A 13286-nucleotide genomic window follows, 5' to 3' on the forward strand; every position below is an offset into this window, starting at 1 on the left:
CCCAACATCCCAATAGGAGTTCTTGCAATGCACGTATTTGTCACAGGCGCCACCGGCTGGGTCGGCTCGGCCGTGGTCGAAGACCTCCTCGCTGCCGGTCATCAGGTCACCGGCTTGGCCCGCTCCGCCGACAAGGCCGCTTCCCTCGTTGCGGCGGGTGCGAACGTCGTCCAAGGCTCGCTGGACGATCTGGAAACGCTGCGTTCGGCCGCATCGACGGCCGATGCGGTGATCCATACTGCGTTCAACCATGATTTCTCCAAGTTCCTCGAAAATGCCGAACAGGATCGGCGTGCGATCGAGGCGCTGGGCAGCGCGCTGCAAGGATCGGACCGGCCGCTGCTCGTCACCTCGGGGCTGTCCGGGTTGCCGCGCGGGGCCACCGAAGCCGACCTGCCCAACCCCGCCTCGCCCCGCAAGTCGGAAGAAGCCGCCCGGGCGGCGGCGGCGCGTGGTGTCCACGCCGCCACGGTACGCCTGGCGCCGTCGGTGCACGGACTGGGCGATCACGGCTTCGTGCCGATCCTCATCCGCACGGCCCGCCAGAAAGGTGTGTCCGCCTACGTGGAGGATGGCGCCAACTGCTGGGCCGGCGTGTACCGCCGCGATGCCGCGCGTGTCTATCGCCTGGCCCTGGAGCAAGGCGTGACCGAGTCGGTCTATCACGCCGTCGCCGATGAAGCCGTTCCCTTCAAGGCGATCGCCGAGGCGATCGGCAGCCGTCTGGACCTTCCGGTGGAATCGCGTGGCCGCGACCACTTCGGCTGGTTCGCCAGCATGGCCGGAGCCGACATGGCCGTGTCCAGCGCCCGCACGCGCGAGCGGCTCGGCTGGAAGCCCGAAGGCCCGAACCTCCTCGTCGACCTGGACCAGCCCGGCTATTACGCCGGCTGATCCGCAGCACTTCATTTCCGAGCTTCCCATGCCTCGACAACCATCCTCCGCGCCGGGTCCGGCAATGGCGTCTCCTCCCGGTGGCCACGTCTTCCTGGCAATGCTGCCCATCACCCTGGCGGTATTCATCGGCTTTCTGACCATCGGGATGCAGATGCCCGTGCTGCCGCTGCATCTACACGACACCCTTGGCATGGGCACGTTGGTCATCGGCCTGGTCATCGGCTTGCAGTTCGCCGTGGCATTGCTGTCCCGCCCCTGGGCCGGCAACCTCGCCGACCTGCGGGGCGCAAAGCGTGCGGTGATCACCGGAACCCTGTTCGCCGCCAGTTCCGGCCTGGCCTATCTGGCCTCACTGGCCTTCGTCGCGACGCCGGCCACGTCTGTATGGATCGTGGTACTGGGCCGCATCCTGCTGGCGCTCGGCGAAAGCCTGATCGCCACGGGAGCGCTGGGTTGGGCCCTCGGGCTGGTCGGGCCGCAGAACGCCGGCAAGGTGATGGTCTGGGTCGGCATCGCCATCTACGGTGCCTATGCGCTGGGGGCCCCCTTGGGTGTCGCGGTGAATGCACAGTGGGGATTCGCCGGCGTTGCCGGCGCTGTGGGGGTCATTCCGTTGCTGGCCCTGGCCGTGGTCGCGCGGGTGCGGGCCATCGCCCCTTCGGCAAGCCGTCGAACGCCGTTCTACAAGGTCTTGGGCGCGGTGCTATGGCCCGGCATGGGCCTGGCGCTGTCGAGCGTGGGTTTTGGCCTGATCACCGCGTTCATCGCGCTGCTCTTTGCCGCGAGACAGTGGGGCAATGCCTCGCTGGCGTTCACCGCGTTCGGGTTGGCATTCATCGGCGCACGCATTTTCTTCGGGCATCTGCCGGACAAGCTGGGAGGCGCCAAGGTGGCGCTCGTGAGCGTGGCCGTCGAGGTGGTCGGGCAGTTGTTCATCTGGCGAGCCCAGACGCCATCGTTCGCCTACGTGGGCGCGGCGCTGACCGGCCTGGGCTATTCACTGGCCTACCCCGGCTTCGGCGTGGAAGCCGTGCGCCGCGCCCCGCCACAGACCCGCAGCCTGGCGATGGGCGCCTACGTGGCCTTCATGGACATCGCGCTGGGCCTGACCAGCCCGCTGGCCGGGGCGCTGGCCGGTGTACAGGGCATCGGTTCGGTCTACCTGGCCGGGGCCATCACCGTCGCGTTGGCGCTGATCATCGCCTTGCGGTTGGCCTTCGGAACACCAGCAACGACTACGCATGCCAGCCTTGGGAGAACACCGTGAAACTGTTGTCCTTCTTCGACAAACAGCCGTCCGGACCACGCACCGAGCGCATCCGTCATGAATCCAAAGTCCGTACCGTGCAGGTCAACGCCGTCGAACGGCTGACACCGGGCATGCTGCGGATCACCTTCGCTGGTGATGATCTTTCGGATTCGTGAGCCTGTCGCCGGACGATCACCTCAAGCTGTTCGTGCCGTCGGCGCCGGGAGATACCGTTCATCGCGACTACACGCCCCGCAGGTACCATCAACAAGCAAGAACGCTTGTCATCGACTTTGCAGTCCACGACGCTGGGCCCGCTATCCGGTCCTGGCTCATTGAGGAACGTCGCCATCCGAAGTCCTGCCTCAAGGCGGGAGGCTACTGGATCGCCGGCAAGGCCGATGCGCATGATCGGCTCGACTACTGAGTATGCGTGCCGAATACCACATGATCACGGCAAGGTTAGGACTTCATCGCCAGTGCGCCGAGCAGGATAACCAGCACGGCGCATAGGATATCCCGGCTCTTTTTCAAGCCACGGTGCTCTGTCTGCCGTACAGCTCCGTCACCATGGCGAAATAGTGCTCGAAGGGCGGCGTGGGCGCACCCGGAACTTTGGCGAGGTCATCCCATCGGCGTAGCCGCAGCGCATCGGCGGCGAAGGGCTTTTGCTGGAATTCTGCCGCCTGCTCCGGCGTGTGGATGCCGCCTTGTTGTTCGAGGGAGCGTACCGATTGCGGACTTAAGCCCGCATGATACGCAGGGTCGATGGCACACAGGCAACGCTTGGCCTCGACGTGCATCCCGATGGGCTCAACAACGGCACTGGGAAAAACCGGCCGCAGGAACGGGAGCGCCACGAACTGGTGGAGATCGTCGTTTTTCCGCGTGGTCTCTGTATCCCCGCGCCTGTTGCTCCCCAACATGTGCCCGAGGTCATGCAGGAATGCCGCGACCACCAGTTCCTTGGATGCGCCTTCCTGCTCGCCCAAGTAGGCGGACTGCAGCGCATGCTCCATCTGGGTGACGGCTTCGCTTCCGTACGAGCGCGGCCCATAAATCTCGAACAGCGAGTGGATGTCGTTCAGCTCAATAGCCATGTTTCGTGACTCCTTGGTCAATTGAAAAAATCAGGGGCGCTCGCCAATGGCGAGGCGGCGGTCGATCTCGGCCAGTACGCCCGGAAGGTCGGCCACCGTGTCGATGACGAAATGCGCACCGGCGCCGTAGAGGCGCTTTTCCGCCGCTGCCCGAAGCCCGGTTTGGCGAGAGGCATCCAACGCTTGCCAAGCCGACGCGCTCAAGCCGACCTCATTGCCCGAGACGCTCAGGCCCACGGACCACATGCCGGCATTGCGCCCTTCCTCGATGCCGGGCACCGTGTCATCCACCTTGATGCACGCCGAGACGCGGCCAATGCGCAGGGCCAGGACGTTGGCGAGGGCCATCCAGGGGCCTGGCCGGCCTCCCGCGGCCAGTTCGTCGCCCGCCACGACGTGATCGGCCTCCAAGCCCTGGGCGGCGGCCAGGGGCAGCAGTACGTCGAGCACCTCGCGCGGATAGCCGGTGCAGCCTCCCACCTTCACCCCTGCGCCGTGCAGCAGCGCCAGCACATCGGCGGCGCCTTCGATCGGTGCGCAGTAGTCGCCAACCTTCTCGATCTGCATCGGCATGAAACGCTCGTAGAGCGCCGACACGTCTGCCTCTTCCCAGGCACGGCCGAAGCGGATCTGCCATTGCGCGCCGATCTCCGGCTGGGCCAGCAACTGGCGGATATGCGCCTTCTTGGACAGGCCCATGGGGCCTCGCGCCTGCTCCAGGCTGAGAGGGATGTCGAAGCTGGCGAACGCATCCACGAAAATCTGAGTGGGCGCGAGGGAGCCGAAGTCCACCAGCGTGCCGGACCAGTCGAAGATGACGGCTTGCAGTTGTTTGAAGCGGGATTCGTTGGGTTGCATGGGTTTTCTTTCCAGGTAAGTGAAGGGAACCGGTCTATGGCGTTGCGATGAAGTTCTGCCCACGGGGACCAGCAAGCGCCGTTTGCACGCGCTGCTGCCATTCGGACGCGGCGATGCCGTAGTCGGCGGGATCGGTGCTCACGCCCAAGGAGTGCAGAAAGTCCTCTAGCACTGATATCGCCTGCTGCGCATCGCTTGCGCCGAACACGGCCAACATTTGCGAATCCACGGCCGCGTCATGTCCAAAGGCCAATGCCATCACCTTCGGAAGACAGAAGGAGCAGGCGATACCGTGTGCGGTGCCGGTAGCCAGCGTGACGTCGTAGGAGAGCGAATGGGCCAGCGCCGTCTTGGTATTGGAGAACGCCATTCCAGCCTGGAGCGCCGCTGTCGCCATGGCTTCGCGCAAATCAATGCGGGCCGGCTCCCGCATCAGCGCTGGGAGTGTCTGGACAATGGCACGTGCCGCATTCATGGCCAGCGCCGCCGAGACGGGGTTTCGGTGCTTGTTCCAGATGGATTCCAGCGCATGGGACAGCGCATCCAGCCCACTGGCGAGCGTCGTCGCGGCGGGCAGGCTGCACATGAGCGCGGCATCCACGATGGCCGCTTGCGGCCAGGTACAAGGCAGATGCAACGACAGCTTGCGTGCCCCGGCTTGGTCCCACAGCGTGGCCCACGGCGTGACCTCGCTGCCGGTGCCTGCCGTGGTTGGAACGGCAATGAGGGCACGATGGCCGGCCTCAGGAGGGACGGGGGCGCGACCTTCCAGAATGTCCATCAACTCATCGAAGCGCCCATTTGCCGTGCGCACGAGCATGATCTTGGCGCAGTCGATGGCACTGCCGCCGCCCAACGCCACGATGCACTCGGCGTCGGCGTGTTCGCGCCACAGGCGCTCGTACATGGGCGCGATCCAGCTCACATCCGGGTTGGGCCGGATATCGGATTCCACGGCGACGAGACGGTCGCCCAGCAGTGGCTCGATCCGGGACAGCAGCCCCAGGGGGCCCGCCTCGGGAAAAGTCACGAGAAGGGTGCGGCGATCCCCCACCCGTTCCGAAAGTTGGGCAAGCGATCCCGCGCCGGCGTGGACAGCCACGGGATTTCGGTAGTTCCAGAGCGTGGATGACATAAGGAGTACGAAGAATCGACGCGCAGGGCCAAGCCGGCGCGACCCTGAGGCACGCCGGTATGGCAAGGTGGATGAAGGAAGCGGTGGCTAGTGCCGGCCGCTGTTCTGGATGCGGTGGCGCAACTGGCTGGAGATCATGTCGGCCACGATCACCATGCCCATGATCACCAGGATGCAGGTCGCGGTTTCCTGGTAGCGGAAGAGCTTGAGGCTACCCACCAGCTCGAAGCCCAGCCCGCCAGCACCGACCATGCCCAGCACGGTCGCCGAACGCAGGTTGACCTCGAAGCGGTAGAGCAGCACGGCAATCCAGGCCGTCAGTACCTGTGGCAGCACGCCGTATAGACGATCACCTGCAACGGGCGCGCCCCCGTGGCGCGCAGTGCCTCCAGCGGTCCCTGGTCGATCTCCTCGATGGCTTCGGCGAAGAACTTGCCCAGCATGCCCGCGCCATGCACGGCCAGCGCCAGTACACCGGGGAACGGCCCCAGCCCAACGGCCGAGACAAAGACCAACGCCAGAATCAGTTCGTTGATGCTGCGGACCCCGTTGAGCAGCTGCCGTGTGCTCTGATAAAGCCAACGCCTGGATTGCAGATTGCGCGCGGCCAGGAACGACAGCACCACGGCGGGCGGCACGGCCAGAAGCGTGCCCCACACGGCGATCTGCACCGTCTCCAGGGCCGGCGCCATGAGGCGCCCCAGCACCCCCGTGTCCGGCGGGAGGGCGCGGCTGGCAAAGTCAGCGATCTGCGGCAGGCCCGCGGCCAGTTCACCCCAGCTCAACTGTGCGCCCAGCGCGCTCCAGTGGAGTACATATGCGAGTGCCAGCGCACTCATCGTCAGCGTCACCCAGCCACGCGTGCCGCGGGGGGAATAGCCGGTCCAGCGATATCGGCTGTCTGCATCGGTCATTGCCATGTTCCTTTCCTCAACGGGCCGCGGGTTTGGCCGCGATCACAGCCGAAGTCACGATCGACATGGTGGCTTCGGTAGCACTGTTTGTTTCCGCTTTTGCCGGAGCCTGTGCCGGCTGCTCGTAGATGCGGTCGATATCGGCATCGGTGAGCGCCTGGGCGTCGTCGTCGAAGACCACGCGGCCACGCGCCAAGCCCACGATGCGATCACCGAACTCACGGGCATAGTCCACCTGGTGCAGGTTGCACACCACCGTGATGCCCAATTCGCGCGAGGCATCTCGCAAATACTGAAGCACCGTGCGCGCAGTACGTGGATCGAGACTCGCCACGGGTTCGTCGGCCAATATCACGCGCGGCTGCTGCGCCAGCGCACGCGCAATGCCCACGCGCTGCATCTGCCCCCCGGATAAGGCATCCGTGCGCTCATGCGCTTTATGCGCCAGGCCCACACGGGCAAGGCACTCGTGCGCCAGCGCGATATCGTGCCGCCGGTACAGATGCAGACAGGAGCCCAGCACGGAGGTCGATCCAAGCCGGCCGGTCAGCACATTCTTGAGCGCCGTCAGGCGCGGCACCACATGGTGGTGCTGGAAGATCATCGCCACCTTGCGCCGCAGCAGCCGAGGGTCCCGACAACGCATGGCGTCGATGCCGTCTATGTGAAGTTCTCCGCCGTCAGCCACCAGTAGCCGGTTCATGCACCGCAAAAGCGTGGACTTGCCAGCCCCGGACTGCCCCAGAATGACAACGAACTCCCCCGCTGCGGCTTCGAAGTCGATGCCCTGCAAGACGGTATTGCTGCCGTAACGCTTGGCCAGTTGCCGGGCACTGATCATTTCATGCTCCGCAAGTCGATATCGAGTGTCTTGGCCGTATCGCGGATGACGTCGTAGGCGGCATCGTTGGTCGGCTGGAAGCCGTCGAGCACACCTTGGTCGCCCCAAGGCAGATCCTTGACATTGGCAAACGCCCTGGCGACCTTTTCCTTCAGCGCCGGATCGAGATCCTTGCGCCAGGCCATGGGAGATTCAGGAATGGGTGCGGAAGACCAGACGATGCGCAACTCATCCGGCTTGACCTGTCCCTTGGCGATGGCCGACTGCAGAATGCGGTCAGCCACGGCGGCGGCATCCACCTTTTTGTTTGCGACCGCGAGGATGCTTGCATCGTGCGAGCCGGAGAAGATCACCCGACCGAAGTAGCGGTCAGGGTCGACGCCCGCCTTGAGAAGGCCGGCCTTGGGGAACATATGGCCCGAGGTCGAAACCGGATCGACGAAGGCGAAACTCTTTCCCTTGAGCGCGTCGAGGCTGGTCGCACCGCTGTCGCTGCGCGTGATGATGACGCTCTTGTACGCGCTCTGCCCGGTTTTCTTGGGTACGCCCACCGCGAAAGCCTCCGCTCCCGCCACCTGGTGGGCCAAGACATAGGAAAACGGCCCCAGGTAGCCGACATCCAGCTTCTTGGAGCGCATGGCCTCGATCACGCCACTGAAGTCCGTTGCGACGAAGGCCTTGACCGGTATCCCCAACTGCTTTTGGAGGCTGTCGATGACCAAGCGACTGTTTTCCATCATGGCCTGGGAGTCTTCATTGGGGACTAGGCCGATGGTGAGCGTCCTAGGCGTTTCCGCCAGCGCAGGCAGGGTGATCAGCGGAAGCAGCAGCCCGAAAAGGGCGCGGCGCATGGGGGCGAAGGTGCGTGAACGCATGAAGAATCTCTCTTGAGTCATGAAGATGTAGCCATGCTATGGACGACGTGTTACACCTTCATATAAATTTCTAGAAATTTTCGCCAATTAACTATATATAAAATCTATAGATGTCCACGACCAAGATCCGCGCCTTCCTTGCCGTCGCGCAGTGCGGCAGCTTCAGTGCAGCAGCGCGTCTGCTGGGAGTCAGCCAACCCACCTTAACGACGCAGGTTCAAGGGCTGGAGAAGCAGCACGGCGTCCAACTGTTCATCCGCAGGGGCCACCGCATCGAATTGACCGATGTAGGTCTACGGCTGCTGCCAATCGCACGAAAATTGAGTGCCTTGGAAGTCGAGGCTGCCAGCATGCTGCATGACAGCGGTCAGTTGAATGCAGGTCACCTCAAGCTGGGCGCTGTGAGTCCTTTCCACGCCATCGAGATGGTGGATACCTACCTGAAGCGCTATCCGCTGATCAAGATTTCCATCAAGGTCGGCAACTCCGGCAGCGTTTTCAAGGATCTGGAGGAGTACGCGGTCGACCTCGCTGTATTGGCCCGTTTCCATGAAGCGGAAGGCTATGAGGTCATCCCCTACGCGCGCGATGCGGTCGCGCTGTGCGTGAATGCCAAGCATCCGTTCGCCTCGCGTGACAAGATTGATATCCGTGAGCTCGAAGGCGAACGACTGCTGCAACGGGAAAGCGGCTCTGTCACCCGACGCGCTTTGGAGCAGGCAGCGCAAAACGCTGGGGTGCGACTTGCCTTCACGATGGAGATCGGTAGCCGCGAAGCACTGCGAGAAGCCGTCATCCGCGGCATCGGGATCGGAGCTGTCTCAGAAGGCGAGTACAGCCCCGATCCACAGTTGCGCCTTGTGCATTTCTCCGGCGAGCCGGTCTGGATCGAGACCTGTCTCTACTGCCTGAAGGAGCGGCGCTCAAGCCTGCTGCTGAACTCGTTCATCGAAGTCGTCCAGGAGTTGCGAGGAAAACCAGTACGAGAGCGTGGCGGACCTCCTCCGAGGCAATGACTGCTGCGTGCCCCCGGGTCTCATTAGATCGACGTCGTCAGCCATTGCGGCGCCACGCTGCAGCGAACAGCCCATCATTACGCTACTTGAAGTAGCGTAAATGGTTTAATATCTCCACGAGAAGACTCGTCATAGGAGATTGCGGTGGTTACAGCGACGAAAATGGGCGATGGGCTTGTGCTCAGTTCCATGGGCTTGGGCTGCATGGGCATGAGCGGAACCTATGGGACCGCAAGTTGGGAGCGGTCGATAGCAACGATCCACCGCGCGATAGACTTAGGCGTCACGCTGCTTGATACGGCTGACGTCTATGGCTTGGGGCACAACGAAGTTCTCGTAGGGCGTGCAGTGCATGACCGTAGAGAGCGCGTCACGATCGCCACAAAGTTCGGCATCGATAGGCGCCTCGGCCACGACAACCAGGTTATCCGGGGCGATGCGGCGTATGTCAAAGCATGTTGCGAGGCGTCGCTGCTACGCCTCGGCATCGACGAGATCGACATCTACTACATCCATCGCCCACCGGAAAACGTGCCGATTGAAGAGACCATCGGCGCCATGTCCGAGCTGGTGGCGGCTGGCAAAGTTCGCCATCTTGGTGTTTCCGAATTCAGCAGCGAGCAGTTGCGACGTGCGTGCGCGGTACACCCGATCGCTGTGATGGAGAGCGAGTATTCCCTGTGGACCCGTGATCCCGAAGCAATTGCACCGGTCATGGCAGAGCTTGGAGTGGGACTGGTTGCCTTCGCACCTCTGGGTCGCGGCTTCTTGACCGGTACCGTAGATCGCTCAGCACTAAAACCGGGCGATTTCCGCTTCCGCAATGCGCGCTTTGCGGGCACTGCGGGAGATGCCAACGAGGCCATCGTCCGCGCTATCCAACTGGTAGCAGGTGAACTGGAACTTAGCCCGGCCATCATTGCCTTGGCATGGGTGTACGAGCAGAGTGAACGGCTGGGCATCCCGATCGTCGTCATCCCAGGGACCACCCGTCCTGAACGTGTAGTAGAGAACGAGGCTGCCACCCACGTGAAATTGCCGCCGGAGGCCTTGGCGGCGCTGAACCCGCTCGCAGGCCTCGTGCAGGGCGAACGCTACGGAACTCGATGAGCGATAGCCGTTTCCCAATGACTTCTAACCGCTCCACGGGCCGTCCTCGTGACGAGACGCTCGATACGGCCATCATGCGCGCGGCGATCGATCTCGTTGACGAACGGGGCTACGCGGCCGTGACGATCGACGCGATCGCCGAACGCGCCAAAACGAGCAAGACCGCGATCTACCGACGATGGCCCAAGAAGGCCGCCATCGTCATGGAGGCCTTTCTTGTTGCCGCCGAACCGCTCATCACGCCTCCTGACAACCTTCCGTTTCGCGACACCGTTATCGCTCAGATGACGGCTCTCGCGAAATTCTTCCAGACCACACCCGGCGGCAGGACGATCACCGACCTTATCGCCGTAGCGAAAACTGATGCAGCGCTTGCCGACGCCATCCGTGAGAATTGGCTCATTCCTCGGCGGACGGTGGCCTGCGCATACTTTCAGGCCGCACAGAAAGCAGGAGAGCTTCGCGATGGTATCGACACCAGTGCCTTGATCGACGCACTCTACGGCCCGCTCTACTTCCGGCTCCTGCTTGGACACGATGCCATCGACAGGTCGTTCATCGAACACATCGTCGATATGGCCATGATGGGCATCGCACCAAACCAAGAAAAATCGTCCTAGCCGGGGCTTCTTGCCGTCGTAATGGACGTTGGCAACTCAGATTCGCATTCCGCCGGAAACCTCGATCCTCTGTGCGTTCACCCAGCGATGATCCTCCGACAGCAGCGAGGCAATCATCGGCCCGATGTCGTCGGGCTGGCCTGGTCGGCCAAGAGCGGTCATTCCGGCAATAGCCTTGGCGACATCAGGATTATCGCGCACGACACCGCCGCTGAAATCGGTTGCAATAGCCCCGGGCGCAACGCAGTTCACGGCGATGCGTCGCTCGCCCAGCTCGAACGCCATATATCTGGTCATCGTTTCGACAGCAGCCTTCATCGTGGCGTAGGCGGCGCGGTTCGCCATGATGATCCGCGTCAGGCCCGATGAGACATTCACGATGCGACCTCCATCCTTGATCAGGGGCGCAAGCTTTTGAGTGAGGAAAAACACACCCTTCACATGGATTCTGTAGAGAGCATCGAACTCATCCTCCTGCGCATTCAGGAAGCTCATGCCACTCGAATTTCCGGCATTGTTGACGAGTGCATCGATGCCTTCGGCGCCTAGTTTGGCCAACGCCGATTGAAGTGTTTTGATGAAGCTGTCGAACGACGCGCTGTTGCCTGTATCGAGTTGCAGGGCAATGGCGCGACGACCTGCCGCTTCGATGAGCGAGACGACGCGTTCGGCCTCGTCCTTGTTGCTCCGATAAGTGAGGATAACGTCGAACCCACGCTTGGCTAGGTTTTCGGCGGTATTGCGGCCAAGGCCACGGCTGCCGCCCGTGACGAGGGCGATTTTGATTAGGTCGGTCATGTTGGGCTCCTTATGCTCGATTTCGTAGTATTTGCACTATGCTGCCTACATGAAGAATATTGAAGGCATAAAAATGCCAAATTCATGCCTATTCCTGCCTCCTGCCCTGAAGCAAAGGATATGAACTTGAGCGGAAAGATGCGCGATCTAGCCCGGGCCATCGCGGCCTACACCGAAGCTCATCCCGGTAGCCCTTTCTGGGAAACGGCAATAGATGGGCTGTTGCTCTTGCGCTCGGATCACGAGAAGCCGCCGAACCCCATCATTTCTCGGCCAGCGCTCTGCGTCGTCGCGCAAGGCGCGAAATGGACCAGCTTTGGCGACGAGCGCCATACCTACCACGCTGGGGAAGCGCTCGTGGTCACCATCGAGATGCCTTCGGTGGGGCGAGTTTTCGACGCCAGCCCGAATGCCCCGTTTCTTGCCGCGGTCGTCGAGTTTTCTCCTGTGGTGCTCCGTGACGTGCTGAAACAATTGACGTTGCCACCAGCGACAGAGAATGAGCCCGGTCGTGGAGGCGCGGCCGTCATCAAGATGGATCCGCCAATAACGGATTGCGTGTTGCGCATGGTGCAGTTGCTCGATCGGCCCGAAGCCATTCCGATTCTCGCCCCACTGCTGATTCGGGAACTGAGCTATTGGCTGCTTGTCGGCCCTATGGGAGGCCGGATTGTCGGTATGGCCCTGGGGCACGATCGCTGGGATCAGATCACACGCACGATAGGCCGGCTGCGCGAGCGATTCACCGAGCCTCTTCGCATCGCCGATCTCGCTGCCGAGGCCGGCCTCAGCCCGTCGGCCTTCCATCGCCAGTTCAAGGCGGTCACATCAATGACCCCCATCCAATATCAGAAGCAACTTCGCTTGCTGGAAGCGCGGCGCATGATCCTGACGCAGCGAACCAAGGTCGAATCTGCCGCGTATGCAACGGGCTACGAGAGCCCTTCGCAGTTCAGCCGGGAGTACGCGCGCATGTTTGGACGGTCGCCGAAGCAGGATGCGAATACTGGGGCTGTGGAGTTGGCGTAATGGTGTGGCAAAAGCACGAAGCCAAATAGCTTTCCTACACGTCCGTGGAGAACGAGATTTGCCGCCCTCCTGGGTCGCGAGCGGAAGCGGACTGGCAGCCCCGGCGTGCCATGTCATTTTAGGGAGAGGATCATTCCTGCCGCCCCGGCGACGAGAACCACATCAATGAGAAGCTCGAACGTGTGCATCTGGAGCCGCTGGACGAGACGTTTCGCAATCATCGAACCGGCAAGCAATGCGATGCCGATGGCAAGTCCACGTGCGATGACCGACGGTACAAGTACGCCCGACACTCCGAACGTACCCAGCTTGCCTGCGTAGAGCAGGATAGCGCTTGCCGCCTCCGATCCGAGAAATGCACCACCACTCATTCCGTACCCGGTGAATACCGGCACGCTGAGCGGCCCGGTGGACAGCACGAATCCTGTCAGGAAGCCGACAATCGCGCCGGCAAGACTCATGTGCCAGAGGTTCAGATGGAGGTTCGATCGCCTGATGAGGCGGCGCAGCGGGATCATCGCAAGGAAGAAAGCTGCCAGGAACACGTCCACAGTGGCAGGAGAGATCGTCAGCAGCGTGTGCGCCCCGAGCACAGCCGCAGGAACTCCCGCCAACGAATAGGCAAACACCGGCCGCCAACGGATCTCGTGCCACCAGGCAATCACCCGCCCGATGTTGCCGAACAAGGACGCAATCGCCATAACAGGTACAGCGATCCGCGGCCCGTACAGCGTGACGAGGACGGGCAGCATGATGAGCGACGAGCCGGTGCCGACGACGCCGCTGAGCACGCCGGCACCGAGGGCGAGAAAGAAGAGAAATAACAGCGCGATCATCGGCTCTA

General features: G+C 62.6%; 15 protein-coding genes and 1 pseudogene. 8 read left to right on the forward strand and 8 right to left on the reverse strand.

Annotated features, from left to right (window positions below):
* The first annotated feature begins 27 nt into the window (after positions 1 to 27).
* Genes A2G96_RS13560 through A2G96_RS32565 form a run of 4 tightly spaced genes read left to right on the forward strand, consistent with a single transcriptional unit; the run spans position 28 to position 2573 of the window.
* Entirely contained in the window at positions 28 to 894 is an 867-nt protein-coding gene (locus A2G96_RS13560) for an SDR family oxidoreductase (protein ID WP_062799997.1), read from the forward strand.
* 28 nt (positions 895 to 922) lie between these two features.
* Positions 923 to 2164: an arabinose transporter gene (locus A2G96_RS13565; protein ID WP_062799999.1), complete on the forward strand. Its 1242-nt coding sequence runs from the start codon at positions 923 to 925 to the stop codon at positions 2162 to 2164.
* Positions 2161 to 2322 (forward strand): hypothetical protein, encoded by a 162-nt coding sequence (locus tag A2G96_RS34035; protein ID WP_197672293.1) that lies wholly within the window; start codon positions 2161 to 2163, stop codon positions 2320 to 2322. Before A2G96_RS13565 ends, A2G96_RS34035 begins: the two co-directional genes overlap by 4 nt.
* Positions 2319 to 2573 (forward strand): siderophore-interacting protein, encoded by a 255-nt coding sequence (locus tag A2G96_RS32565; RefSeq protein WP_197672294.1) that lies wholly within the window; start codon positions 2319 to 2321, stop codon positions 2571 to 2573. Before A2G96_RS34035 ends, A2G96_RS32565 begins: the two co-directional genes overlap by 4 nt.
* Positions 2574 to 2676: 103 nt before the next feature.
* On the opposite strand, the gene A2G96_RS13570 is transcribed toward A2G96_RS32565, so the two are convergent.
* The 6 genes and pseudogenes from A2G96_RS13570 to phnD form a co-directional block, all read right to left on the reverse strand.
* Positions 2677 to 3246: a phosphonate degradation HD-domain oxygenase gene (locus A2G96_RS13570; protein ID WP_062800001.1), complete on the reverse strand. Its 570-nt coding sequence runs from the start codon at positions 3244 to 3246 to the stop codon at positions 2677 to 2679.
* A 30-nt stretch (positions 3247 to 3276) separates the two neighbouring features.
* Positions 3277 to 4104 (reverse strand): phosphonoacetaldehyde hydrolase, encoded by an 828-nt coding sequence (gene phnX, locus A2G96_RS13575; protein WP_062800003.1) that lies wholly within the window; start codon positions 4102 to 4104, stop codon positions 3277 to 3279.
* Between the two features lie 34 nt (positions 4105 to 4138).
* Entirely contained in the window at positions 4139 to 5239 is a 1101-nt protein-coding gene (gene psrA / locus A2G96_RS13580; RefSeq protein ID WP_062800006.1) for an iron-containing alcohol dehydrogenase PsrA, read from the reverse strand.
* 87 nt (positions 5240 to 5326) lie between these two features.
* Positions 5327 to 6153 (reverse strand): annotated as a pseudogene (gene phnE / locus A2G96_RS13585) (phosphonate ABC transporter, permease protein PhnE).
* Between the two features lie 16 nt (positions 6154 to 6169).
* Complete coding sequence (phnC, locus tag A2G96_RS13590) at positions 6170 to 6994, reverse strand: phosphonate ABC transporter ATP-binding protein (RefSeq protein ID WP_047783234.1); 825 nt, start codon at positions 6992 to 6994, stop codon at positions 6170 to 6172.
* Positions 6991 to 7845, reverse strand: a complete 855-nt coding sequence (gene phnD, locus A2G96_RS13595; RefSeq protein WP_062802184.1) for a phosphonate ABC transporter substrate-binding protein — start codon at positions 7843 to 7845, stop codon at positions 6991 to 6993. The genes phnC and phnD overlap by 4 nt, the downstream gene beginning before the upstream one ends.
* 134 nt (positions 7846 to 7979) lie before the next feature.
* Here phnD and A2G96_RS13600 point away from each other — a divergent pair, with 134 nt between their 5' ends.
* From A2G96_RS13600 to A2G96_RS13610, 3 genes are all read left to right on the forward strand, one after another.
* Entirely contained in the window at positions 7980 to 8885 is a 906-nt protein-coding gene (locus tag A2G96_RS13600) for a LysR substrate-binding domain-containing protein (protein ID WP_047783233.1), read from the forward strand.
* 144 nt (positions 8886 to 9029) lie between these two features.
* Positions 9030 to 9995, forward strand: a complete 966-nt coding sequence (locus A2G96_RS13605; RefSeq protein ID WP_062800008.1) for an aldo/keto reductase — start codon at positions 9030 to 9032, stop codon at positions 9993 to 9995.
* Positions 9992 to 10615 (forward strand): TetR/AcrR family transcriptional regulator, encoded by a 624-nt coding sequence (locus A2G96_RS13610; RefSeq protein ID WP_082818964.1) that lies wholly within the window; start codon positions 9992 to 9994, stop codon positions 10613 to 10615. Before A2G96_RS13605 ends, A2G96_RS13610 begins: the two co-directional genes overlap by 4 nt.
* Before the next feature lie 36 nt (positions 10616 to 10651).
* On the opposite strand, the gene A2G96_RS13615 is transcribed toward A2G96_RS13610, so the two are convergent.
* Positions 10652 to 11413, reverse strand: a complete 762-nt coding sequence (locus tag A2G96_RS13615; RefSeq protein WP_062800013.1) for an SDR family NAD(P)-dependent oxidoreductase — start codon at positions 11411 to 11413, stop codon at positions 10652 to 10654.
* A 126-nt stretch (positions 11414 to 11539) separates the two neighbouring features.
* Between A2G96_RS13615 and A2G96_RS13620 the strand changes: the two genes are divergently transcribed.
* Positions 11540 to 12442: an AraC family transcriptional regulator gene (locus tag A2G96_RS13620; protein ID WP_231909570.1), complete on the forward strand. Its 903-nt coding sequence runs from the start codon at positions 11540 to 11542 to the stop codon at positions 12440 to 12442.
* Between the two features lie 113 nt (positions 12443 to 12555).
* On the opposite strand, the gene A2G96_RS13625 is transcribed toward A2G96_RS13620, so the two are convergent.
* Complete coding sequence (locus tag A2G96_RS13625) at positions 12556 to 13278, reverse strand: sulfite exporter TauE/SafE family protein (protein ID WP_062800016.1); 723 nt, start codon at positions 13276 to 13278, stop codon at positions 12556 to 12558.
* Positions 13279 to 13286 lie beyond the last annotated feature (8 nt).

It is taken from the genome of Cupriavidus nantongensis, assembly GCF_001598055.1.
GTDB classification, from domain to species: domain Bacteria; phylum Pseudomonadota; class Gammaproteobacteria; order Burkholderiales; family Burkholderiaceae; genus Cupriavidus; species Cupriavidus nantongensis.